This window comes from Breznakia pachnodae, from assembly GCF_030814225.1.
GTDB classification, from domain to species: domain Bacteria; phylum Bacillota_I; class Bacilli_A; order Erysipelotrichales; family Erysipelotrichaceae; genus Breznakia; species Breznakia pachnodae.
On record NZ_JAUSUR010000002.1, the window covers coordinates 15,956 to 39,215 of the forward strand.

Annotated in this window: 26 protein-coding genes; 5 read left to right on the forward strand and 21 right to left on the reverse strand. The window is 33.7% G+C overall.

The window, feature by feature from the left end; all coding sequences use genetic code 11:
• Positions 1-33 precede the first annotated feature (33 nt).
• A complete protein-coding gene (nagA, locus tag J2S15_RS06080; RefSeq protein ID WP_307406437.1) occupies positions 34-1,176 on the reverse strand; it encodes an N-acetylglucosamine-6-phosphate deacetylase in 1,143 nt (380 codons plus the stop codon).
• A gap of 188 nt (positions 1,177-1,364) precedes the next feature.
• Between nagA and J2S15_RS06085 the strand changes: the two genes are divergently transcribed.
• The gene (locus tag J2S15_RS06085; protein ID WP_307406439.1) at positions 1,365-1,964 is read left to right on the forward strand and encodes a hypothetical protein; all 600 of its coding nucleotides are present in this window, start codon (positions 1,365-1,367) and stop codon (positions 1,962-1,964) included.
• A gap of 46 nt (positions 1,965-2,010) precedes the next feature.
• Here the strand turns inward: J2S15_RS06085 and J2S15_RS06090 are convergent, their stop codons facing one another.
• The gene (locus J2S15_RS06090; RefSeq protein ID WP_307406441.1) at positions 2,011-2,889 is read right to left on the reverse strand and encodes a PhzF family phenazine biosynthesis protein; all 879 of its coding nucleotides are present in this window, start codon (positions 2,887-2,889) and stop codon (positions 2,011-2,013) included.
• 80 nt (positions 2,890-2,969) lie between these two features.
• Positions 2,970-4,286 carry a class II D-tagatose-bisphosphate aldolase, non-catalytic subunit gene (locus J2S15_RS06095; RefSeq protein ID WP_307406443.1) on the reverse strand — a complete coding sequence of 439 codons (1,317 nt, stop codon included), beginning with the start codon at positions 4,284-4,286 and terminating at the stop codon, positions 2,970-2,972.
• Positions 4,287-4,455: 169 nt separating this feature from the next.
• Between J2S15_RS06095 and J2S15_RS06100 the strand changes: the two genes are divergently transcribed.
• The 4 genes from J2S15_RS06100 to J2S15_RS06115 all read left to right on the forward strand — a co-directional run bounded on the left by J2S15_RS06100 (position 4,456) and on the right by J2S15_RS06115 (position 8,648).
• A complete protein-coding gene (locus J2S15_RS06100; RefSeq protein ID WP_307406445.1) occupies positions 4,456-5,181 on the forward strand; it encodes a MurR/RpiR family transcriptional regulator in 726 nt (241 codons plus the stop codon).
• A gap of 116 nt (positions 5,182-5,297) precedes the next feature.
• Positions 5,298-6,839 (forward strand): PTS transporter subunit EIIC, encoded by a 1,542-nt coding sequence (locus tag J2S15_RS06105; RefSeq protein WP_307406448.1) that lies wholly within the window; start codon positions 5,298-5,300, stop codon positions 6,837-6,839.
• Between the two features lies 1 nt (position 6,840).
• Complete coding sequence (locus J2S15_RS06110; RefSeq protein ID WP_307406450.1) at positions 6,841-8,178, forward strand: 6-phospho-alpha-glucosidase; 1,338 nt, start codon at positions 6,841-6,843, stop codon at positions 8,176-8,178.
• On the forward strand, positions 8,160-8,648 hold the full coding sequence (locus J2S15_RS06115) for a PTS sugar transporter subunit IIA (RefSeq protein WP_307406452.1): 489 nt from the start codon (positions 8,160-8,162) through the stop codon (positions 8,646-8,648). The genes J2S15_RS06110 and J2S15_RS06115 overlap by 19 nt, the downstream gene beginning before the upstream one ends.
• Positions 8,649-8,675: 27 nt before the next feature.
• Here the strand turns inward: J2S15_RS06115 and pfkB are convergent, their stop codons facing one another.
• The 18 genes from pfkB to J2S15_RS06205 all read right to left on the reverse strand — a co-directional run bounded on the left by pfkB (position 8,676) and on the right by J2S15_RS06205 (position 23,245).
• Positions 8,676-9,602 (reverse strand): 1-phosphofructokinase, encoded by a 927-nt coding sequence (gene pfkB, locus J2S15_RS06120; RefSeq protein ID WP_307406454.1) that lies wholly within the window; start codon positions 9,600-9,602, stop codon positions 8,676-8,678.
• Positions 9,603-9,611: 9 nt separating this feature from the next.
• A complete protein-coding gene (locus J2S15_RS06125) occupies positions 9,612-10,415 on the reverse strand; it encodes a PTS system mannose/fructose/sorbose family transporter subunit IID (protein ID WP_307406456.1) in 804 nt (267 codons plus the stop codon).
• On the reverse strand, positions 10,415-11,185 hold the full coding sequence (locus J2S15_RS06130) for a PTS mannose/fructose/sorbose/N-acetylgalactosamine transporter subunit IIC (RefSeq protein WP_307406458.1): 771 nt from the start codon (positions 11,183-11,185) through the stop codon (positions 10,415-10,417). The genes J2S15_RS06125 and J2S15_RS06130 overlap by 1 nt, the downstream gene beginning before the upstream one ends.
• A 1-nt stretch (position 11,186) precedes the next feature.
• Positions 11,187-11,660 (reverse strand): PTS sugar transporter subunit IIB, encoded by a 474-nt coding sequence (locus tag J2S15_RS06135; RefSeq protein WP_307406460.1) that lies wholly within the window; start codon positions 11,658-11,660, stop codon positions 11,187-11,189.
• A complete protein-coding gene (locus J2S15_RS06140; protein WP_307406462.1) occupies positions 11,638-12,075 on the reverse strand; it encodes a PTS sugar transporter subunit IIA in 438 nt (145 codons plus the stop codon). The genes J2S15_RS06135 and J2S15_RS06140 overlap by 23 nt, the downstream gene beginning before the upstream one ends.
• Position 12,076: 1 nt before the next feature.
• Positions 12,077-13,138 (reverse strand): tyrosine-protein phosphatase, encoded by a 1,062-nt coding sequence (locus tag J2S15_RS06145; RefSeq protein ID WP_307406464.1) that lies wholly within the window; start codon positions 13,136-13,138, stop codon positions 12,077-12,079.
• Positions 13,139-13,389: 251 nt separating this feature from the next.
• Complete coding sequence (locus J2S15_RS06150) at positions 13,390-14,190, reverse strand: MurR/RpiR family transcriptional regulator (RefSeq protein ID WP_307406466.1); 801 nt, start codon at positions 14,188-14,190, stop codon at positions 13,390-13,392.
• Positions 14,191-14,367: 177 nt separating this feature from the next.
• Positions 14,368-15,282 carry a GNAT family N-acetyltransferase gene (locus J2S15_RS06155; RefSeq protein WP_307406468.1) on the reverse strand — a complete coding sequence of 305 codons (915 nt, stop codon included), beginning with the start codon at positions 15,280-15,282 and terminating at the stop codon, positions 14,368-14,370.
• Positions 15,279-15,560, reverse strand: coding sequence for a hypothetical protein (locus J2S15_RS06160; RefSeq protein ID WP_307406470.1), 282 nt, complete (start codon positions 15,558-15,560; stop codon positions 15,279-15,281). Before J2S15_RS06160 ends, J2S15_RS06155 begins: the two co-directional genes overlap by 4 nt.
• An 18-nt stretch (positions 15,561-15,578) precedes the next feature.
• Positions 15,579-16,514 carry a DNA-binding protein WhiA gene (gene whiA / locus J2S15_RS06165; protein ID WP_307406472.1) on the reverse strand — a complete coding sequence of 312 codons (936 nt, stop codon included), beginning with the start codon at positions 16,512-16,514 and terminating at the stop codon, positions 15,579-15,581.
• Between the two features lie 5 nt (positions 16,515-16,519).
• On the reverse strand, positions 16,520-17,461 hold the full coding sequence (locus J2S15_RS06170) for a gluconeogenesis factor YvcK family protein (RefSeq protein WP_307406474.1): 942 nt from the start codon (positions 17,459-17,461) through the stop codon (positions 16,520-16,522).
• Positions 17,461-18,324, reverse strand: a complete 864-nt coding sequence (gene rapZ, locus J2S15_RS06175; protein ID WP_307406476.1) for an RNase adapter RapZ — start codon at positions 18,322-18,324, stop codon at positions 17,461-17,463. The genes J2S15_RS06170 and rapZ overlap by 1 nt, the downstream gene beginning before the upstream one ends.
• An 83-nt stretch (positions 18,325-18,407) precedes the next feature.
• Complete coding sequence (locus J2S15_RS06180; protein ID WP_307406478.1) at positions 18,408-19,061, reverse strand: MBL fold metallo-hydrolase; 654 nt, start codon at positions 19,059-19,061, stop codon at positions 18,408-18,410.
• A 103-nt stretch (positions 19,062-19,164) separates the two neighbouring features.
• Positions 19,165-19,410 carry a SemiSWEET transporter gene (locus tag J2S15_RS06185; RefSeq protein WP_307406480.1) on the reverse strand — a complete coding sequence of 82 codons (246 nt, stop codon included), beginning with the start codon at positions 19,408-19,410 and terminating at the stop codon, positions 19,165-19,167.
• Positions 19,411-19,442: 32 nt separating this feature from the next.
• Positions 19,443-20,861 (reverse strand): glycoside hydrolase family 1 protein, encoded by a 1,419-nt coding sequence (locus J2S15_RS06190; RefSeq protein ID WP_307406481.1) that lies wholly within the window; start codon positions 20,859-20,861, stop codon positions 19,443-19,445.
• Between the two features lie 143 nt (positions 20,862-21,004).
• On the reverse strand, positions 21,005-22,381 hold the full coding sequence (gene celB, locus J2S15_RS06195) for a PTS cellobiose transporter subunit IIC (protein ID WP_307406483.1): 1,377 nt from the start codon (positions 22,379-22,381) through the stop codon (positions 21,005-21,007).
• An 18-nt stretch (positions 22,382-22,399) separates the two neighbouring features.
• Positions 22,400-22,909: a hypothetical protein gene (locus J2S15_RS06200; RefSeq protein WP_307406484.1), complete on the reverse strand. Its 510-nt coding sequence runs from the start codon at positions 22,907-22,909 to the stop codon at positions 22,400-22,402.
• A gap of 21 nt (positions 22,910-22,930) precedes the next feature.
• Entirely contained in the window at positions 22,931-23,245 is a 315-nt protein-coding gene (locus J2S15_RS06205; protein ID WP_307407286.1) for a PTS sugar transporter subunit IIA, read from the reverse strand.
• Positions 23,246-23,260 lie beyond the last annotated feature (15 nt).

A 23,260-nucleotide genomic window follows, 5' to 3' on the forward strand; every position in this document is an offset into this window, starting at 1 on the left:
TTACTTGACTACATACAAAAAGTAGGCCTAAGCCTACTTACAAGCAACTCCTCTTGCATATGTTTGGATAACGTCATATTCTTTATCAAGAACAACGATATCTGCATCATGACCTACTACTAATTGACCTTTACGATCTTCAATGTGTAGTGCACGAGCTGGATTCAATGTACAAGAATTTAATGCATAATCAAATGGTACAAGTGCATCTTCAACTAAAAGTTTCAGACCTTTGTTTACATGTAATGTAGAACCAGCTAAGCTCTTGTTCCCTTCGATTAAGTGAGCACTTCCATCAGGATAGATTTCAATTTCGTGTCCACCAAACATATGGTGAGAACCAATTGGACATCCTTTTGCCATAAGTGCATCAGTAATCATAATTGTATGGTCTCTACCTTTTGCCATAAATAAGTTATTTACAGAATTTAAGTTCGAGTGGTTACCATCACAGATAACTTCTCCATACACATCTCTAAAGCGCATTGCTGCACCTACTAAACCTGGATTACGGTGATGGAATGGTGTCATTCCATTAAACACGTGTGTCATACTTCTTGCACCATGAGCAACTGCCATAACTGCCTCTTCATAAGTTGAAGCAGAGTGACCCATACTAATCATTACTCCATTTTGTGATGCATATTTTGTAAGTTTAAAGTCTTCATCATTTTCACAAGCCATTGTCATGATTTTAATCATTCCTTTAGCTGCTTTTTGATATTCTTTAAACTCTTCCACATTTGGTTTCTTAATGTGTTCAGGTGGTTGAGCACCTTTGTATTCCATTGATAAATAAGGACCTTCAAAGTGAATTCCTAAAATTTCAGCTCCTTCGTATCCCTTTTCCACTACATCTACAATGTTTTCTAATGCTTCTGTAAGAACTTCTTTACTTTGCGTAATTGTTGTTGGGAATAATCCTGTAACACCTTCTGCAGTAATGTTCTTAACCCAGTTTAATAACCCTTCAGGTTGTGCATCATTTGTATCAAAACTGTATGCACCATGACAGTGAATATCAATAAAACCTGGAACGATTCTATTATCATCATAGTCAGTATCAACTGGCTTTGTTCCATAATCGTAGATGTCTTTAATTTTGTCATCTTCGATTTCTATTTGAGCTGGGACAAATTGTCCTGCTATCCAAACCTTTTTACTCTGTATAATCATTTAAAATGTACCTCCACATCAATTATTATACACCTATTTTCCCCTCTATTCACGGTATTCACTTATCTTTTTGTCTAAACATTTTGTCTTTTTTACGATATTTGCGTTTTTTCAAATAAAAGTCACAAATACTTGCGATATTTCTTGGATATTCATGTATAATAATATTAAAAGACAAGGAGATTTTTATGGAATTTGCTGTTATTATAACAATCGTTGCAATTGTAGTTTTTTCACTAGGAACGTATTTATTAAAAAAGTTTAGATTTAAAAAATTAGTAATATTACTTCAGAGTCAACAATTTGAAGAATTTGATAAACTAGTTGATAAGTTTTCTACTCGTTATCTGTTTCCAAGATTCAATCTTGAATACATGAAATTGAACTCTTACATCTTACGTGTAGATGAAAAGAAAATTGAAGAAACATTTGATGCTCTATTTACATTAAGAATGTCAAAAGCTCAAAAAGAAGATGTATACATGAAAGCATTCAATTACTATGTAAGTATTGAAAGTGCTTCAAAGACAAAAGAGATTATTGAAGTTATTGAAGAATTTGATAACGAAGCGATGAGAAAAGAAGCTCGTACAATTTATGATATCTTTATCTTAAAACGTAGTAACTACATCGAAGACATGGAAGCTGCATTAGCTGACCAAGATGATGATGAAAAAGGAATCAATGAATACCTTCTATCAGTTCAATACAAAAATAAAGGTGATAAGAAGAAATCAAAAGAATACCTGGAATTATCCAAGAAACATTTAAATCCAGAAGATGTATAAGCAATATACAGATAAAGCGCTATGACACAAAAGTCATAACGCTTTTTTAATAGTAATATGTGCCATCAATGCGAATAGTTGCACTTCCACCAAAAAGAACTTTATTGTCTTTCATAGATAGGTAGATACTATTGAACACTCGATTTTCTCCACCTTGTTCAATGATGCAGTCGTTACCGTCCCACAACTTATTCTTAAGCATATAGTATCCAAAAGCACTATTTCCAGAACCTGTTGCTGGATCTTCAAGATAACCAAACTTTGGTGCAAACACTCTTGTATGAGCAATACACTCTGGGTTCTCTGTATCCTTAGTAAATATTAAAATAATATCAATCTCATTTTGTATACAAAATGATTGTAGCTTCTGCTCATCTGGGAATATGGATACTTCGGTTGCTAGTTCATTCAAAGGAACGATAAGAGTACGTAATCCCGCATCAATCAAATCAATTGAATGATTTAAATGTAAATCATCAACTGTAAGCCCTAGATTATCCGCAATTACCTCTCTACTAATATCACTACCTATATATTTTGGTTCAGGCGCACTAATTAGTACTGTATCATTCTCAAGCATTCGATTATAAACAGTAAGTTTCCCTTTCTTGTTTGTTTGTATCTCTATTTCACTTTGATTCCAAAGGTCCAGAGTATCCTTAATTAAGCTATATATACAAGCAATCGTTCCATGACCACAAAAGTCCACTTCACATTCTGAGGAATAATACGTAAGAAAAATACTATCCTCTTTATGCTCACAGTAAATTACTTCTGAAACAAATCCCTTGTGTTGTTTAGCAATATCCAGCATTTCATTGTCACCTAATGTCTGGTCTGTATCAAGATAGATACAAGCAGCAGGATTACCTAATGAGTTCTTTGATGTAAATGCATCTATTTTTTTATATTTATATGTGTTCATAGTTCTTCTTCCTTTTATTCATTAAGTTTATCACAGAGTATCGATGAAAACAAAAAAGCCGCGCTTAGCGACTTTCTATATTAGAATAAATCTTTTTGATTTGTTGCGTATAAGTATTCATCAATATTGTTGATGACACGATCACGAATAAGATCTTCAGGATTATTATCCAACTCTCCTTCTCTTACTTTTGTATATTGAATCGGCATATACTGACTTAATAAGTTAAGAGGTATTCCATCTTTTAGGTTTTCAATTAATACTGCAATTGATGCTTCAATTTCATCATATTGCATGTAATAACGAGAACGGTCTGAAAAAGAATATTTTCTCTTAATTCTAATTTCATTTTCAGTTCCAGTATAGTATTTATCCCATTTACCAGGATTCTTTACCATTACATCATCTAATACGTTAATGAAGTTACTTGTTTTTACATCTGTATTATAGTATAGTTCTTCTTCAATACGAGCAAGAGCAAATAATGCTTCACGAGCCATAAACGTTAATCCTGGACCAACCTTTAAGATTCCTACTCCATCTTCTACCAATTCTTTTAATTTTTCTTTGGTTTGATAATCACTTGAGTGACCTTCATAAATCAAGTTTGGATAGTTATCGATTTCAGCCATTAAATCTTTAGCTTTTTCACGATCATATTCTGTACATCCAGCATCTTTTTCTTCAATTCCAGGTTGTACAACAAATGCAATTACATTTTCCCATGCATCTTCTAATCCACTTTCCTTGAATGCTTTTTCGAATACTGCTTGTGTAGCTTTGAAATCTGCAACACTTGTAACTTGCATTCCTTCTCCATCACCTTGGATTCCTCCAGGAATCGGCACTTCACTACCTACAATATATACTGGGTGAATTGCAGTTGGATCTTTTTTCAATAATTCATGATAAGTTTCTTCAGCAACTGTTGCCAGACGTACTCCTCTTTGAGCAATTACTTCATCACTCAAACGAACATCTGGATCATCATCTGCAACTTTCATACTTGTATCAATATGAATCTTAGTGAATCCTGCACCTACATATGCACGAATTAAATCTTCTGCATTTTTCATTGCTTCTGCTTCTGGTAGGTGTGTCCAAGTTAATGGTCCTAAGTGGTCACCACCTAAGAATAGTTTACTTGTATCATAATCATATTGTTTTGCGACTTCTAACACAAAGTTTTTAAAATCGATTGGTTTCATTCCTGTGTATCCACCAAATTGATCACTTTGGTTTGCAGTACTTTCAATTAGTACACAAGAGTTATCTTGTTTTCCTCTTTTGATTACTGCTTCTATTACATATTTATTAGCACTACATGCTGAATAGATTCCTACTGGTTGTTTGGCTTTTTGCTTTACAACTAATTCCTTTAACGGGTTCTTGTTCATACATAATCCTCCTATTTACATTTGTATTATAGCACCAAGTAAGGGTATCCGCATCGATTGTCCTCAACTTTAATAATTAAGATAAATAAAACATTCAAAAAGACAAAACATTGATATCTCATTTCAAATTTTGGGTTTTCGTTTTATAATAACTATATGAGGTATGCCTATGAATATTAATCAAACATCGCTTACAGATACTGAAAATCTTATTATGAATACTATCTGGAAATATGTAGAGAAAAAAGAAAAAGTGAATGTATCAAAAGTAGCTGAAGAATGCTTTGTTTCAAAGGCTACTATAATTAAGTTAAGTAAAAAACTTGGATACTCTGGATATAGTGAAATGTTTTATATGATGCTTGCATCTAGAAAGAATGATTACTCACTGCCAACCAATGATATTGATGCATTATTTTCTGATGACTCTCAGGATTTATACATTCAGATGATTAGTGAATTACTGCGTTACTATCAAAATGAAAAGATTCTGGTTGATTCCTTAGGTTTTTGTGATGCAGCTCGTGATTATATTATTCAGAAATTATTAGTGTTTAATTTTAATGCGAATTTCTGTTATCATTTTGAGGCATTCAGCAACCCTAGTTTCCATTCTGGATTATATATTGTATTATCAGAGTCTGGTGCCAGAGGTGAAATCTTAGAAAAGATGAGTAGAGCAAAAGAAAATGGTTTTAATATCATTGCCTTTACTACTGATAATGATTCACCAGTTGCAAAGATGGCACACACTTCAATTGAAATCAAAAGTGTTCGCTCAGGCGCACATCATTATGAACCTAACTTATTTACAGCGAAGATTATGATTTTTATGGAGATGGTTTTAAGTTCCTACTCTAAACGTTTTATGTCGGATGAGCCAAAGAGTAAATAAAGTCACTTGAGGTTTACTAAGTTCACAAAGCAGCCAATTCTATTGTTGGAAATAGAATTGGCTTTTATAATGGGGTTATACATAAGTCGACGATGTATCATAAAGGAGAGAAATGTATGAAAGCAAAGTTTTTGGAATTAATGAATAAATTCTCTAGATCAATGACCGTACCAGTAATGTATCTTGCAGTTATGGGTACAGCGATTGCTCTAGCAACTATTTTACAATTAGAGTTTATGCCTGAACCAGTTGCCTTCGTTGGAAGCTTAATTAAATCAATGATGGATGCAATGTTAAATAACTTATCTTTGATTTTCTGTGTAGGATTGAGTGTTACCTTAGCCAAAACAAAAAAGGTGGATGCTGCACTGATTTCAATTATCGTTTATTTAATGTTCTTGGCAGTGAATAACACATGGTTATCATCTCAGGGACTTCTTGCAGAAGCTGGTGAGATGGGATTATTTGGAACTGGACAAGGAGTTGTACTAGGATTTCAGGTAACTGATATGGGAGTATTCCTGGGAATGATTCTTGGTTGTCTTACAGCATATGTATTTAATCGCTTTGGAACAAAAGAATTTAGTGATATGTTTCGTATCTATGGTGGATCAAGATTTGCGTTTATTGTAATGATTCCTGTAGTTCTTGTATTAGCAATTGCAGTTTCTTATATTTGGCCATATGTAAATAATGGTATTACAGCTACTACACAATTTATGAAAGATGCAGGCCCACTTGGTGTATTTGCCTATGCATTTGGAAACCGTTTCCTTATTCCTACTGGATTACACCATATGTTATGGATGCCATTCAGCTTCACTGGATTTGGTGGTACAGCAGAAATCGCTGGTACAATCTATCAAGGTGCAGCAAATATTTTCTATGCGGAAATGGCAAATCCTTCAGTAATTACAGCTATTGATGAGTCTGTACGTTTCGCTACATTTGGATTCGCAAAAGCGTTTGGGGTAATTGGTATCGCACTTGCATTTATCTATACCGCAAAACCAGAAAACAGAAAAGCTACGATCAGTATGTTATTACCTGCGGTGTTTGTTGCGGCAGTTGCTGGTATTACCGAGCCATTTGACTTTATGTTTATCTTTATATCACCATTCTTATGGCTGATACATGGATTACTAACTGGGTTATTTGAGATGCTGTTATGGATACTAGGCTCACGAACATTTATGATTTACGGTCTGTTAGATATGTTTATATCCAACCTGCCAATAGATCCAAGCTTAACTAAAATTTATATCTTCTTGATTATGGGTGTTATCGGAATCGTTGTATGGTTCTTAGTATTTACATTCTTTATTAAGAGGTTTGATATTAAAACTCCAGGCCGTGAGTTAATCGCCGACAATGGAATGACATTTGGTGAAGATGCAATCGAAGGATCTTCATGGACAGATGATATTATGGTTATTACTGAAGGTGTTGGTGGTGCTGATAATATCAAAGGTATTGAGAATTGCTTTACTCGTTTACGTTTAGAAGTAGCTGATTTGTCTTTGGTCAATGAAGAAAAAATTAAAGAAGCAAATTGTAAGGGTGTTGTGATAAAGGGGAATGTTGTTCAAGTCATCATTGGAATGAAAGTTCCAGATGTATGTGAAGAGATGAAACAAATACTAGGAAGAGAGGATTAGTATGAATAAGTATTCAATTTGTATTGTGGGAGGTGCCAGTCGCTATACGCCTGATATGCTGACAATGTTATGCAATCAGAAGGACCGCTTCCCATTAAGAAAAATCGTATTATATGACAATGAAGAAGAACGTCAGAACTTGATGGGTAAATATACAGAAGTATTGTTTAAAGATTATTATCCAGAAGTAGAAGAGATTGTATATACAACAGATGCGAAAGAAGCATTCAGTGATATTGACTTTGCTCTTATGCAAATTCGTGCAGGTCGTTTAGAAATGCGTGAATCGGATGAAAAGATTGCAATGAAACATGGCTGTCTTGGTCAAGAAACATGTGGTCCTGGAGGATTTGCTTATGGAATGAGAAGCGTTCCAGCAGTAGTAGATATCATTAAAGAGATTCGCAAGTATTCTCCGGATTCATGGATTCTGAACTACTCGAATCCTGCAGCAATTGTTGCGGAAGCAACAAAGCGTATATTTAAGGATGACCATAAAATCATTAACATCTGTGATATGCCAATCGCCATCATGGATATGTATGCAAATGTATTGGGTAAAACCAGAAAAGATTTTGAACCTCGATACTTTGGTTTGAATCACTTTGGATGGTTTACAAATATCTATGATGCGAAAACTGGACACGATTATTTACCTGAATTAAGAGAAATCTTAAAAGAACCAGTTGAATTTAAAACCGAAGCATTGTTTGAAGAACCATCTTGGAAATCAACATTTAACTTTATGAGTCAAATGATTAGAGACTATGATGAGTATCTGCCAAACACGTATCTTCAATATTATTTATATCCAAATAAAATGTATAAGAAATCTGATCCTGACTATACTCGTGCAAATGAAGTTATGGATGGAAATGAAAAGATTACTTATGAACATTTAGAAAAAGTCGTTGAATTAGGTCGTATCAAGGGTTCTGAGTATGATGTTGATCCTGATGCAGGATGTCATGCGGAATATATAGTAGATTTGGCGACTGCATTAGCCAACAACACAAAAGAAATATTCCTAATTATTACAGAAAACAAAGGTTCTATTGAAAACCTTGATCGTAATATGATGGTAGAAATTCCTTGTCGTGTTGGAGTACATGGTGTAGAACCATTAACCGTTGGTGAAGTTCCAACGTTCTATAAAGGAATGATTGAAAACCAGTATGCATATGAGAAACTAACTGTAGATGCATATATGGAAGGAAGTTATCAAAAAGCAATGAAAGCATTAGTATTAAATCGTGCGGTTATAAATACTGATGTGGCCAGAGCTTTACTAGATGATTACATTGTTGCCAACAAGGGATATTGGCCAGAATTAAAATGATAAATCCTTTTAAGAAAAAAGATACTTCATTTACTTCCCCAGTACGTGGTAAACTTGTACCATTAAGTGAAGTCAATGATGAAGTGTTCGCTACAGGAATGATGGGTTGTGGTTTTGCCATTATTCCTGAACATGGCGATTTATATGCACCATTTGATGCAACAATGAAAGCAATCTTTCCAACTGGACATGCTTATGGAATTGCTGGTAAAGATGGTCTTGAGACTCTTATCCATATTGGTGTAGATACTGTATCACTAAATGGTGAAGGATTCTCATCTTATGTAACCCAAGGTGAGAGTATTAAACAAAACCAAAAAATAGGATCATTTGATATTGAGTTTATTAAGCACAATAATCTTGATCCAATTGTAATCATTTTATTTCCTAACTTATCTGAAGTTACTGTAAACAATCTTCAGGAACTAGTTAAGGAAAACCAAGTAATTTCAATTCAATACAAAGCATAAGAAAGCTGCAAATAAATGCAGCTTTTTCTATATTTCTCCTATTTTTACTTGTTTCATTAAGGATTCAATCATCTCAAACTCTGGGGCAATTGTTCCTTTGGTTGTCACTGCTGCACTACTAGTAGCAGCACATAAGCGAATCATTTCTTCTAACTCATATTTATGTTCGTATGCATATGCCAATGCTGCCACAAGCGCATCACCAGCACCCACAGTAGAAGCAACTTCTACTGACAGTGGCTCTGCTTTCATTGCAGTATCTTTGGTCACATAAATTGAACCATTCTCACCCATTGATACAATCACTTGTTCAACTCCATCATGAATCCATTTACGTGCGTACTCTACAATTACTTCTTCATCATATGTTTCTTCCATCTGATAATACTGACATAACTCAAACACATTGGGTTTAATAATCGTAGGTAATGCTTTTACACCTTCTTTAAACAGTTCTCCATCTGCATCTAACAACGTGGTTACTCGTTTTTCTTTCATCTTAAGAATTAACCCTTTATAATAACTAGTTGGTGTTCCCTCTGGTACACTTCCACTAATTACTAGTAAATCACCTTCTTCAATTTCCTGATTCAATATCTTAATTAAGTTATCCAGTATCTTGTTATCTACTTTGAATCCTGGCTCGTTAATCTCAGTCAAACTATCTGCAGTTACAATTTTAGTATTCGTACGTAATCCTCCATTCACCTTGATTGGATATAATTCAATGCCAAAGTCATTCAGTTCCCTTTGAATAAACTGGCCATTTTCACCAGGTAGAAAGGTAATACATTTACTTTTGCAGGATAAGTTACTTAATGTCTTAGAGACATTAAGTCCTTTTCCTTCACTTGTTAGAATAATATTATCTAAACGATTTAGTTTCTTTATATGAAACTCTTGGATAAATCCTGTTTTATCAATCGCAGGATTCATTGTTAGTGTAATAATCATGAAGATTTTTTATAGAACTCCAAAGTATGTAAGTGCAATTGTTAGAATCATGATTCCTATAATCGTTGCGGCTGCATGATTTCCATTGTTTTTCTTCAACCAGCGATACACTAGGAATGTAATGAATAATCCAAGGAAGTTTGGCATAATCTTATCTAACATTTCCTGTACTTCAATCACGTTCTCACCAGCTGTTACAGTTAATGGAACAGTTACTTTAACTGATGTTGCAATCAACGATCCAACAACCATTAATCCTAAAACATTTGCCATATTAGAGATTCTTTTAATGATGTCATTATCAGAATTGTTTTGTAGGAAGTCTAATCCTTTTTCGTATCCATAAACAACTCCATAGTAACGACCACCAATGTTAATAATATTGTATAAAACAAACATTAGAATTGGTCCAATAATACTTCCATTCAACGCTAAAGCAGCACCAACACTACCAATGATTGGAACCCATGTAAATTTTACTAAACTGTCTCCTAGTCCTGCTAATGGACCCATCAGTCCAGTCTTAAGTGCCGCAATTGAATCCTTATCTTCAGGACCTGTTTTCTCTTCCATTGCTGCTGCAATACCAAGAATAATCGCATTTCCATTTACATGTGAATTATAGAATACCGATTCACGTTTCATTGCGTCTTTTAACGCTTCCTCATCTTCTGCATATATCTTTTTTAATGCTGGAGCAAGTGCTCTCATGAAACCTACCCCTTGCATTGATTCATAATTTAGAGTTAAACGCACGGTATTCAATCTAAAGAATAATTTATTTAAATCCTTTTTATTTAATTTATTTGCCATTATAAATCATAACTCCCTTCTACTACATCTTCTACTTCCCTTACCTGAGTTTTTGTTTCACTATTCATGTCATATAAATATGCAAACGGTAATGCAATTAGAGTAACCGGAAGCACAGATAATCCTAGGTATGAAGTTAATACAAAACCAAGAATTAAGAATACCCATAGTTTTGCATTTTTAATCATAATGATCATAAGCAATGCAATCCCTACTGCTGGAATAATCTTACCTGAGTTAGATAATCCTGTCATAATTACTTCTGGTAATGAGTTAACAATGTCTTCAATTGCTCCACTACCAAATTGTAAAGCGATGAATGCAGGAATTGCAAGGATTGCACCTACCATTAGTCCAGAAGGTACAATTAACCAGTTCGTTCCCTTTACATCTCCATTTTCCGCTAAGCGTTGTGCCCATGGGTTTAGTGCACAGTTTACTGTTTGCCATAAAATTAATAACTGTTGAGCAAGTAATGATGTTGGTACAGCTAATGTAATTGCTGTTGCTACTCCACCACCACTAGCAATTGCCAATGAACAACTGATGATAGAACCACTAACGATATCTGGTGCTGTATAAGCTCCAACGTTACCAATTCCCATCCACATAATTTCAAGTGTTGCTCCAATAACTAAACCTGATTGTAAGTCACCCATTAATAAACCAGTTACGGTACAAATTAATAATGGTCGACGAAACATTTGTGTTGAAGAATCATCAACACCACACAAGAATGCCCATACTGTGACTAATACTGTAGTTAACATATTATATTACCCCCTTTAGGTTTTCGGCACTGTCACTTGGTACCATTTGTATTTCTACTACTGTTCCCTTATCCATCAACTTTTTAAATACATCTTTCTCACTTGGAGATAGTGCAACGGCTTTTGTTAATCGTTCACGATCTCCATTTAAACGCATACCTCCAATGTTTAAACGTTCTAATGGAAACCCTGCATCTACAATTTTTTCTACATCAAATACTGATGAGAATAATAGCATTGTTGAACGCTTGATTGGATTTGTTTTAATAATTTCCATGAATTTCTCTGGTGAGAAAACATGTAGTTTAATGTTTGGTGGCGAACTCATTTTTAATACATTCGTTTGAATTTTATCTTTTTCCACTGCTTCATTTAAAATAATAATCTGTTCTATTTTATGAACATTGACCCATGTTGTAACTACTTGTCCATGGATTAACCTATCATCGATTCTACAAAATTTGACATTCATCATCTTCTTCACCTCTTTCTTCAAATAATTTATTTATATTGGTAAATCCTTGTTTATACGCTTCTTCTAGCTGAAGTGCGATTTGATTAAGTGGTTTATCTCGATTCAACAACAACTCAATTAGCATTGGCAGATTCAATCCACTAATGACTAATATATTGTCATTCTCCAAAAGGAAATTTCCACTTACATTTGATGGCGTCCCACCAAAAATATCTACAAGAATTACTAATCCATTTGAACAATCCAATTCATCGATTGTCTTTGCCATGTTCTTCTTTGCTTCATCTAATGTTAAATCCATTGTGACAGACATACTTCCACAGTTTTCTTGTTTTCCCACAATCATCTGTGCACTGTCTAATGCATACTTTGCAAACTCTCCATGACTTGCTACTACTATTGCAACATTTCCCATATTACATCTCCTCTAAATAACTTTCTCTAATTGTATCTATTTGAAAGTCATGTATTCCCAGTACATCCTTTACATAATTCTCAATCCCACCATATTCATGATTGATTCGATTCATACTTGCTTCAATATATTCTGCTCGAGTTTCAATCATCGACATTAAATAATCTAGGTAATCCTGATTATCAGTTAATTCTTTATATTGGCTTAGTTTGAAGTTGTTTCTTTCTTCCCTGATTACACCTGTCATAACGTAATCTCTTACAATATCCTCATCCCTTACTCCCAATAACATTAATAGTAACATCGAACCAAAGCCAGTTCTATCTTTCCCACCACGGCAATGTTGAATGCTTGGCATCAAGTTTGGATTAGCATAAGTCTCTAATACTTTTTTATATGCAATTTTACTCTTTTCACTATCCACTAAATTCTCATAACTTAAAATAACTTTTAAACCTTTTCCATTAATGTATTTGCTTTCTACTTTTCCTTGGTTTAAGTCATTCACTAAATTCATATTCTCACTGGCAAGATCAACTGCCTGAGCTGCTGCCTCCGAGAACGAAGAATGTGGATCACTGTGTACATCTTGAATTACCGTATCTAATTTAACATTTGGATTAATCATTCGTTCATGATCAGAACGATAATCAATAATTGTTTTAATACCAATCCGTTGCAGTAACTCTATATCACTTTGTTCAAGTTTTGATAACTGATCCCCTCTAAAAAGTAATCCCCATTTTACTCGTTTACCATCATTTGTTTTATAACCACCCATATCACGCACATTGATTGCGCCTTTTAAAGGTAGTTTACGTTCAGTAAATATTTCTTTTTTTCCATCACTCTCTAGAAGAAAGTAACAAGGCATCTCACCAACTGGCATGTCTAGTGTATACTCCCCAGCATCACCTTCAATGACTAACGTTGTTAGTTCTTTAACAATTGGTCGTTTACCTTTCCATATCTTGATAGGTGACTTAGCTTTTATATTCACTACTAGTTTGTCATCATCACGATACATTTCAATATCATCACTGATATATATTTGTTTACTCATCGTTTCAACTCCTCCTCTGTAAGCCTTTACATGCATAATTTATCATACAATAATTATTTTTACAATATCTTTTTTATGATAATTATTTTCATATTGGTTGATTATTCGTTTTTATTGTAAGCACTTACATGATGAGTAAATATACAAAAAAAGCATAATAATTATGCTTTTAGGTATGATAATACTTTTTTTCTTATGAAATAATTAACGTTAATTATTTTCATTTAGTTAATTTAATGAAAATAAAATTTTTAAATATCTCCTATACTATCTCTTGATTTGCTCATATTACTCATAAATTCTTTATCTTCTAAAATATAAGTAGTAATAACATCAATCAAATACATCATTGAAAATTGTGAGTTAACAAACTTCTGGTTATCAATAAACCTTGTACTATAGACATGCAATGATAAATCACTCAAATCGGCAATTGGGTTTTGAGTGAATCCAGTTATTGAGGCAATCTTTGCATTATTCTCTTTTGCCATTTTTAATGTATCAATTACCAATCTTGTTGTCCCTGTAGTAGAGATTGCAATGAACAAGTTGTTCTTCTTTGCAAGTTTTGCTCGCATCTTCATCCAGGAGATATCCGCATAGCTACTGGCAGTCAACCCCATTCGCATTAAACGAGTTGCCATGATACTAGCTGTAGTACCAGAACTACTTACACCAACAATTACAATTTCATCTGCGCTTTTGATCATCTTAATCAATTCATCCATTTTTTTCATATCAATCAGATTTTGTGTATTCTTTATTACTCGCTGATAATAGTTAAAAACATCATCTGCAATTCCTCTTGATGTCTCCTCTATTTTAGGAATCGATATCTGGTTAATTTGAAACTTTAAATCAACATAGGTTTTACATCCCATCTTTTTAGCAAATCTTGTGATCGTAGCATTCGAAGTTTCTGTCTTCTCTGACAACTCATTAATATTCATATTTTTAATTTCATCACCAGTTCGCAAAATATAATCCGCAATCTTTTTCTCCTGCTGAGATAAATTCAAAAACTCATTTTGAATCTTCATTATAATATCCATTACAACCCTCCTTAGTTATCCTCATAATATCACTTTTTTAGTTTTATGAAAACAATTATTGAAACTCTCTATATTTGATATCTATTTTCGTTTGAAAAATGGTACAAATATGGAATGCAATTCCCGATTTGTACCATTTCTCACATTAGGTAATATAAAAACTAAATACTTTCGTATCTAGTTTTTTTCATTGATTAACACTGGTTTTCTCAACACTTCAAATGCTTCTTCCACATTCTTGATTTTTGTATCATATAGTTTTTCAAACAATGAATAATTATTAATTCGAGCCATTACACAAGAACTTGTTCTTGGAATTGCACGTTTGAATATCTTTTCAATGCGTTCATTATTAGAAACTTCCAAACTAATATATGGCATGAACTTAATCGCAAATTTCAAAAGCTTGGTTAGACTTAATGAATCTAAGTAAATCACTTCTTTGATTTCTACCATATCTTCTCGTTCATAGAAAACACAGTATCCTGTAGTTTCCTGATTTTTATTTTTATAGAAAGCAATTCTTCCACCATTCTGTAAGATTGTTTCTACATAATTGTCATAATATTTTTCGTCACGTAAGTAGTAGCAATCAAAACGTTTCGCAAACTCATTGTATAGTGTTGCCATTTCTGCTGTATTGATTTGCTCATGTACACCATCTAAATTTTTTACTTTTAAATCTTGATTCGCAATCGTAAACTTCTTGCGATAAGATACCGTTTCAAATCCATATTTCTTATATAGTTTTGGATTATATGCTTCCACAAAACTAATCAAATAATTCTGGTTACATACATCTAGTGTATAATGCATCAGTCGATCCATAAATCCACGCATACGATAATCAACATGAGTAGCTACTCCAAATATATAGGAACATAGTAATACTTTGTTGTTGAATGATAATGCATGTTCTTGCATTTGCATACAAGCTACTAACTTGTCTTCTTCACGTATACAATAGCTTTTTCCATCTTCAAAGCAGTGATGAAAGTAATATTCAAAGAATGGCTGTTCTTTCGCTGGATGAGTTTGGATACAAAGCTCTAATAATTCATCAATATCTTTTTCTAGAGCAAACTCAATCATGATTCATCATCTTCCTTTTCTGTATACTCTACATCAATAACATCCGGATCAATGTTACGATTACTGTTTTGTCTGTTGTTTGTGTAATCATCTTGATACATATCTTTAAACTGTTCTTGTGCATCCTTCATCATACGACGATATTTCACTCTTGAGTAAATCGCAAAAATAGCGATTAAAATCAAGATAATGGCAAATAACCAAAGTAATGCAGGTAATAGGGCGATAAAAATAATTACCCCTAACACCATAATTAATAGTGCTCTAATATCTCTCATTTCTCCACATCCTTTCTTCTATTGCCTATATTGATCCGCGATATCACGGATTTTATTCAAACGATGACGAATACCTGATTTTGAGATTGGTTCCTGGTAGCGCCGCTCATAAATATCACAGAGCTCATTTAGATTTGCCTCTGGATTTTCTTTACGTAGAATTGCCACATTGTATAAGTTAGGTGCTAATCCATCCAACCCTACAAAGTTTTCAATTCGATCAATATCTTCTAACTGCTTTTGCGCAGCCTTTATACTTTTCATTTCATTCGCTAATTCACAGTTATCCAAACGAGTTAGCGAGTTCATAAAGTCTCTTTGAATTCTTGTATCTTCAAACTCAAACAAAGAAACACTGGCACCCACACATTTTAAGAAATCACTAATCTTATCACTTGCCTTAATATAGACAACTTCCTGATTTCTTCGTTTGATGTGTTTTGCCTGTAGATAAAACTTGTTCATCTGGCGCATAATATATTTCGCCAGGTTTTTATTACTACAAGCAATCTCTAAATGGTAATTACTCTTCACTGGTGAATTTACACTTCCACTCGCCAAAAAGGCTCCAGCAAGATATGCACGAACGCAGCAATCCTTGTGTACAATATTCTTACTAGGATGGTCATTCAATCCATTTTCACCAATAATTTCTAAGTCTTTTAGAATATCCATTGCTTTTGTTTTTATCTTAATAACATAAATGTTATTCTTCTTTAATTTCATCTTCTTGATAATTGATAGTTGTATCTCTACATGATACAACTCTTTCACTAATGTATAAATATACTTTGCAGTTGACACATTCTCACTTTGCGCAGTGATATGCATCCCTTCGCTTGTGAAGTTAAGTGATGCACTCATTTGTAAGAACGCACTTAATAAAGCCTTCTTACAACAGTCTTTCCATTCATACATGCTTATTTCTTTTTTTACATCACTTGTGAACGACATTCGCTTCACTCCTTCATGTCTAATATTTCTTCAAATGTTTCCTTTATTTTACCACTATCATGGCGTATTAATCCATCATCAAATTTTAAAAGATCTGACTTTATTAAATCATAGTCATGTTCCTTTTGACCAATCCAAATAGGAAAACTCTTTTCCTGTTTATATTTCTCCAATACTTCATCATATAAAATATTGTTATGTGTAACTACGGTATCAATAATTCCTTTAAAGGAATGCTTTTCAATTGCCTCCACATGATCTTCCATTGTGAAGTTATCCGTTTCACCTGGTTGAGTCATCGCATTACAGAAATATATTTTTTTCGCTTTTGTTTTCTTCAATGCACTTTTAATTTCTGGAATAATAATATTTGGCATAATACTTGTATACAAACTTCCAATTCCAAAAATAATATAGTCTGCAGATTCAATTACTGATACCGCTCTTCTAGTCGCATATACATGTTCCTGATAATACACTCGCTCAATTCGGTTATGGAACTTAGGAATATTGCTTTCTCCACGTACCTTTGTACCATCTTCCATAATTGCTATCAGATTAACGATTTGAGTTGTCGAAGGGATAATTTCCCCTTTTACTCGAAGTACTCTTGAAAATGTCTGAATCGCTTCCAAGAAGTTACCACTGATTTGTGTTAATGCAGTTAACAATAAATTTCCCAGGTTATGTCCTGCAACATCTCCATCACCTTCAAAACGAAAATCCATCAGTGATGATAATAAGGTTTCACTCTCTGCAAGTGCAACCATTACGTTTCGAATATCTCCCATTGCTGGCATTCGATAGTTTTCACGTAGTCTTCCTGTACTACCACCATCATCTGCAACTGTAACAATCGTATGTAATTTAATTCCTTCTATATTTTTCAGACCTCTTAAAATTACGGATTGACCAGTTCCACCACCAATTACAACCACCTTTTTCATCAGTCCACCTTCTTATCTCTATGACCTTTATGACACTGATATTTATTACGATAGTTGTCAAACAAGAAGTTTACCATGGATACACTACGATGTTGTCCACCTGTACAACCAATTGCTACAGTCAAGTGATTCTTCCCTTCCTTTTTATATTGCTTAAATGAATAATCTAAAAACGTTGTAAGTTTTCTTACATATGCTTTTGTTTCTTTACTATTCATAACATAGTCATACACATCTTTGTCATCACCTGTTTGCGAACGCATACTTTCAATCCAATAAGGATTTGGTAAGAAACGAATATCAAACATTAAGTCTGCATCTAGTGGTACTCCATGTTTATATCCAAACGATACAAAAGAAATCGCAAATCCATCTTTTGCATCAATTGATAATTTTGATTCAATCTGCTTTTTCAAAGCAGCTAATGTTAATTTTGTTGTATCGATATGAATAACTTTTCGATAACTTAACTCATTAAATAAATCACGTTCTTTTTCAATTGCTTCCTCTAGTGTATTTGCTGTTTTATTCACCACAAAAGGATGAGAACGTCGCGTAAATTTATATCTCAGTAATAGCTTCTCATTACTTGCATCCAAGAATAGGACTTTCACATTCATCTCTCTACCTTCAAAATAAGATAGAAACTTCTGATAATCTTGTGAAGACGTTGCCAATGCTAGGTTCTGATAACGGTCATCATGTTGATCACTAATTATTTTACCAAGCTCGCCAATCAACTGTACTGGAAACTGATCAATACAGTGATATCCCATATCTTCCAGAATACCAATTGCACTCGTTTTTCCAGCTCCAGACATTCCTGTAACTAAAATTACATTTTGTTTTTTTCTCTTTGGCATACATATCACCTCACTACGAATTATTATACCATATAATCACTCAAATACAGTACCACAACACCAAAACAAGAAGAGTAATATGATTACCCTTCTTGCTTGATTAGTCGCTCTATTTCACTAAATACTTCACTACCTAAAATCTGATTATGACCAGATACACAAGAAGCAACATCTAGCGCCTTGTACTTGTTTATTGTCTCAAGAAAAACTTCATCAGAAGTTTCCTGACTTGGTCTTAACTCTTCCATTGTATCACCAATGTTATCTCCTGCATTTAATACTTTATCTTTACGATCATACACACTGATGCCATCAATTGTATGACCTGGAGTATAAAACAGTAAGATATCATCATCTGGAAAATACAGTTCATCTTCGAACACTAATGTTGGGAGTTTCTTTTCCACTTCTCCATCTACATAGTTACCACATCTTCCCATCATCTCATCCCATCTGTCAATAATGATATCTCTACATTTCTTACTAGAAATAATAATACTATCTTCAAAGCAATGGTTTCCCCATATATGATCCCAGTGAAAATGACTATTAATTACGACAATCGGTTTATGGTCATCTTTTATATATTCTAAAATAGGTTTTACACTATTTGATCCTAATCCTGTATCGATGATGTAGTTATATAAATCACCCTTAATTAGATGTAAGTTTAAATCCCAATCATCTAGTTCAAATGTGAATACTACATTTCTTGTACCTAACTCTGTTATTTTCATATTCATTCTCCTGTTTATCTCACTATTTTTCTTTCTTTTAGTATACATGCTTTATATAAAAAAGAACATGAATAATTGTTTATTATCCAATGTTCCTTTTATGTTATTTATACTTTAATTTATAGGTTAATATAATCGATGCAAGTAAGAACGTAATTCCATTTGCCCCGATTAATGCATAATCATTTATATTAATTCCATGAATCGTCCACAATAGTACACCAATTACAAACATTGAATACATTCCTAAAGATATACCATTGGTGTCTTTTGTTTTAATAACCTGTAGTGCTTGAGGGACAAACGATAAGGTTGTCAGACAGGCAGCAACTACACTAATTGTATTCATTTACAATATCTCCTTATAACTTTAGTCATGGTTTAGTCAGTTAGGTCTGCTCCATTTGTTTCAATTACTTTCTTATACCAGAAGAAAGAATCTTTACGATAACGATTCAGTGTTCCTAGATCAAATTCATCACGATCTACATAGATGAAACCATAACGTTTTCTGATACCTTCATGAGTAGAAATAAGATCGATTGCTGACCAAGGACAGTATCCTAACATTTCACAGTCATCACTAATTGCCAGTTGTACTTGTGCAATATGTTCTCTTAAATAATTGATACGATATTGGTCATGTACTTTACCATCTTCTGTCAGTTTATCATAAGCACCCAATCCATTTTCAGTAACCAACATTGGTAAGCGATATCTTGAATACATTTCGCGAATTGTCCCTCTAAATCCAACAGGATCAATTTCCCAACCAAATTCAGTTTTTCCTAAATTAGGATTTGCTACACCTTTATACACTCCAGCAACTCCGTTAGAAGATTGCTGATCTGCACCAGCATCTGAAACAATACTGTCATCCGCTTCGCCAACCGTCATTGTATTGTAGTAGTTGAATCCAATAAAGTCCGGTTTTCCAGCTTCTAGTATTTCATTATCACCATCTAATATTTCTGGACATGCATCATGTTCTTCCAGATATGCCCATACAAGGTTGTTGTATTTTCCATAAACTGCCATATCTAAATATAACCAGTTACGAATTGCATTACAGTTTTGAGCTGCTAATACATCTTCTGGTTTAGATGTTGCTGCATACACTAGTGAGATATTAGGAGCTGGTCCTATTTTTGCATTTGGTAGCATTTCATGACATAGCTGCATTGCTTTTGATTGTGCCACTAACATATGGTGGTTTTGTTGGTATGTTTCTTTTAAGATATTTGTTGTTCCTTCAGGAATACGTAATGTTCCAATTACTGGTCCAACTAATGTCAGCATATTTTGCTCATTGATGGTTAACCAATACTTTACTCGATCTCCATAGTTTTCAAACATGATTTTAGCAAAGTTCACAAACCAATCTACCGAATCACGATTTGACCAAGAACCTTGTTTATCCAAAGCATCTGGCATATCAAAGTGGAACATTGTAACAATTGGTTCCATATTGTATTTTAAACATTCATTAATTAAATCATTATAGAAATCTATCCCTTGCTGGTTGATTTCTCCTGTTCCATTAGGAAGGATTCTTGTCCAAGCAATTGAGAATCGATAAGCTTTGAATCCCATCTCTGCCATTAGGGCAATATCTTCTTTATAGCGATGGTAGTGATCTACACAAACACTTAAGTCAGATGTACCTTCTGGTATTTCTTTTACATCCTGACAAGATGGTCCTTTCCCATCACTTAGATTTGCACCTTCTACCTGATAAGCTGATGTACTTGCTCCCCAAAGAAAATCTTTAGGAAATGGTTTTAACTTTTTGTGTAACATTATTGTTCTCCTTTTCTTCGTCATCTCTATTATATAACATTGTAGTTGGAATATTTTTTCAACTTTTTCCTTAGGCATAAGGAAATATGTTCTTCTTTACTTTATTAGTTTCAAAAAGGGTATTATAGAATACCCTAAACTTGCTAGCTAGCGCTTGCTGCTAATTCTTTTGCTTTCTCTGCTTCTTCATTTGCTAACTTTGTATCATACGCTTTGAAGAACGGTATGTAGATTATGGTTGCTACCGTAATACATATCAGTGCTAAGAAAATTGCTTTTACATCTCCACCGGTTCCCAGGAAGGCTCCAATACCAACAGGTGTTGGCCATGGTACCTGTGCAATCATTGGACTTACCAAACCTAAATCAATTGCAAAGAAGGCAATTAATGCACTTACAATTGGTCCCAGAATAAATGGAATAATCATATATGGGTTATAAATAATTGGTGCTCCAAAGATAATTGGTTCATTAATATTAAAAATTGCTGGTGCAATCGATACTTTACCTAATACTTTAAACTGTTCTGATTTCGCCATAAAGACCATCATTAGTACTAATCCCAACGTAGCCCCTGATCCACCAATCGTTACATAACAGTTATTGAATTCTCCTGCATAGGCATAGAAGTTACTTCCACCTGCCTGCATAACTTCATAGTTAATTGCCATATTTGCTAATACAATTGGATTGGTAAACGCAGTAATAATGTTTGCTCCATGAATACCAACACACCATAACGCTCCAATTAAGAAGTAAATTACGATTAGTCCATACCACGAGTTAACCAAGTCGGTTACAAAACTAAATGGTACTTCAATGATTTTATAAATGTCATATCCTAACATTACTAGTACTGCATTCAATGCCAATACAACGAATACAATAACGAATGTTGGAATCAAGGCAGTAAATGATTTTACTACTCCAGCCGGTACTGAATCCGGCATCTTAATTGTCCAGTTTCTTTTTACACATAATGCATATAACCATGTAGCCAGACAAGCCATTAGAATCCCTGTAAAGATTCCACTCGTCCCTAATCTGCTGGCAAAACTTCCCATTCGAATTCCATTGATAACATGCTCTGAATCGGTAATACTTTGAACCAGTGTCATGTATCCATCTTCAAAGATTAGTTCTGGTACGGTAAATAGGAATGCCATGAAACTTAATAATGCTCCATTCATAGGATCTAAATTTAAACCATCTTCTTCTGCTCTTATTTTAGTTAGTTCATATCCCATTACAAAACAGAAGTAAACGGCTAATACTCCCATTGTAAAGGTATTGGCAATCATATATAAATCATTAATTCTTACAAATGATGCATCCCAGAAACCTTGTAATGCAGGAAATGCCTGAGGTAATACTGCAAGAACCAAAAACATTGATCCAACTATCGTAAATGGTATGGATGCCATCCCAGCAGCCATAATTGCACGTACGAATCGGAATGTTGAAACTTTTGCCATTGGATTCATAATATACTTTTCAAGAAAATTAAAAATTCCACTCATAATATAGTTCTCCTTTTTTTAAATATTCATATTTGCTGTTTTCTCATATTGCTTAATATATAAGTATTTCTTATCACTGTTTTGATCAATCTGTTTTAGACGATACACACATGCAAACGCCATCATACCACCGATCAGATAAATACCTGTGGCAACAATACGAGTAATTACTACATCTACTAAAAACGGTAACAACAAGTGAAACAAAGGGGTCCAGATTAATATCAGACAAACAACATTTACAATCATCTGCAGTTGATAAAACCGTTTTGTCCATTTCATTTCATCCTGCTTCTTTCCATATACTTTAGCTACTTCAATACAACTGATCGCTCCTAAAATAAATAAAACCCCTGGAATTATCTTCATTGTATTGGTTGTACAAACAAACCAATAGAAGTTAGCGAACATAAAGATCGCCAAGAAATAGCGAATCATTAAATAGCGATTGTAATACATCTGCTTTGCTCTTGTCTTTTGTTGGATACTATCAACAAATTGTTTATCTCTTTTCGTCTTTACACTCATTACTATCTCCTTTTACTATTACTAGTTTGTTCTTTCGTATAAATACTTCATTTCTTTTGCTACTTCTAGCAATGTCATTGTAGTCATCAAGTGATCTTGTGCATGAACCATAATAATCTGAATCTCTATGGTTGTTCCATGGCTGAACTTATGAAGTAAGTTCGTCTGTGCTTGATGTGCTTGTACGAGTTCTTCCTCACCCTCGTTTAATTTTGCTTCTGCTTCTTCAAACTTCCCTTCCCTCATTAATCCAAGTCCTTCATGGACTAATGAGCGTGCTGATCCACTATGCAATATAATGGTGAATGCAACCTCCTGAGATTCTTGCTCATCCATCTTTGGCACTCTAAC

Excerpts from the sequence above, each read along its gene's own strand:
- nagA (WP_307406437.1), bottom strand. The coding sequence starts at position 1,176 with ATGATTATACAGAGTAAAAAGGTTTGGATAGCAGGACAATTTGTCCCA.
- J2S15_RS06085 (WP_307406439.1), top strand. The coding sequence starts at position 1,365 with ATGGAATTTGCTGTTATTATAACAATCGTTGCAATTGTAGTTTTTTCA.
- J2S15_RS06090 (WP_307406441.1), bottom strand. The coding sequence starts at position 2,889 with ATGAACACATATAAATATAAAAAAATAGATGCATTTACATCAAAGAAC.
- J2S15_RS06095 (WP_307406443.1), bottom strand. The coding sequence starts at position 4,286 with ATGAACAAGAACCCGTTAAAGGAATTAGTTGTAAAGCAAAAAGCCAAA.
- J2S15_RS06100 (WP_307406445.1), top strand. The coding sequence starts at position 4,456 with ATGAATATTAATCAAACATCGCTTACAGATACTGAAAATCTTATTATG.
- J2S15_RS06105 (WP_307406448.1), top strand. The coding sequence starts at position 5,298 with ATGAAAGCAAAGTTTTTGGAATTAATGAATAAATTCTCTAGATCAATG.
- J2S15_RS06110 (WP_307406450.1), top strand. The coding sequence starts at position 6,841 with ATGAATAAGTATTCAATTTGTATTGTGGGAGGTGCCAGTCGCTATACG.
- pfkB (WP_307406454.1), bottom strand. The coding sequence starts at position 9,602 with ATGATTATTACACTAACAATGAATCCTGCGATTGATAAAACAGGATTT.
- J2S15_RS06125 (WP_307406456.1), bottom strand. The coding sequence starts at position 10,415 with ATGGCAAATAAATTAAATAAAAAGGATTTAAATAAATTATTCTTTAGA.
- J2S15_RS06130 (WP_307406458.1), bottom strand. The coding sequence starts at position 11,185 with ATGTTAACTACAGTATTAGTCACAGTATGGGCATTCTTGTGTGGTGTT.
- J2S15_RS06135 (WP_307406460.1), bottom strand. The coding sequence starts at position 11,660 with ATGATGAATGTCAAATTTTGTAGAATCGATGATAGGTTAATCCATGGA.
- J2S15_RS06140 (WP_307406462.1), bottom strand. The coding sequence starts at position 12,075 with ATGGGAAATGTTGCAATAGTAGTAGCAAGTCATGGAGAGTTTGCAAAG.
- J2S15_RS06145 (WP_307406464.1), bottom strand. The coding sequence starts at position 13,138 with ATGAGTAAACAAATATATATCAGTGATGATATTGAAATGTATCGTGAT.
- J2S15_RS06150 (WP_307406466.1), bottom strand. The coding sequence starts at position 14,190 with ATGGATATTATAATGAAGATTCAAAATGAGTTTTTGAATTTATCTCAG.
- J2S15_RS06155 (WP_307406468.1), bottom strand. The coding sequence starts at position 15,282 with ATGATTGAGTTTGCTCTAGAAAAAGATATTGATGAATTATTAGAGCTT.
- J2S15_RS06160 (WP_307406470.1), bottom strand. The coding sequence starts at position 15,560 with ATGAGAGATATTAGAGCACTATTAATTATGGTGTTAGGGGTAATTATT.
- whiA (WP_307406472.1), bottom strand. The coding sequence starts at position 16,514 with ATGTCGTTCACAAGTGATGTAAAAAAAGAAATAAGCATGTATGAATGG.
- J2S15_RS06170 (WP_307406474.1), bottom strand. The coding sequence starts at position 17,461 with ATGAAAAAGGTGGTTGTAATTGGTGGTGGAACTGGTCAATCCGTAATT.
- rapZ (WP_307406476.1), bottom strand. The coding sequence starts at position 18,324 with ATGCCAAAGAGAAAAAAACAAAATGTAATTTTAGTTACAGGAATGTCT.
- J2S15_RS06180 (WP_307406478.1), bottom strand. The coding sequence starts at position 19,061 with ATGAAAATAACAGAGTTAGGTACAAGAAATGTAGTATTCACATTTGAA.
- J2S15_RS06185 (WP_307406480.1), bottom strand. The coding sequence starts at position 19,410 with ATGAATACAATTAGTGTAGTTGCTGCCTGTCTGACAACCTTATCGTTT.
- J2S15_RS06190 (WP_307406481.1), bottom strand. The coding sequence starts at position 20,861 with ATGTTACACAAAAAGTTAAAACCATTTCCTAAAGATTTTCTTTGGGGA.
- celB (WP_307406483.1), bottom strand. The coding sequence starts at position 22,381 with ATGAGTGGAATTTTTAATTTTCTTGAAAAGTATATTATGAATCCAATG.
- J2S15_RS06200 (WP_307406484.1), bottom strand. The coding sequence starts at position 22,909 with ATGAGTGTAAAGACGAAAAGAGATAAACAATTTGTTGATAGTATCCAA.
- J2S15_RS06205 (WP_307407286.1), bottom strand. The coding sequence starts at position 23,245 with ATGGATGAGCAAGAATCTCAGGAGGTTGCATTCACCATTATATTGCAT.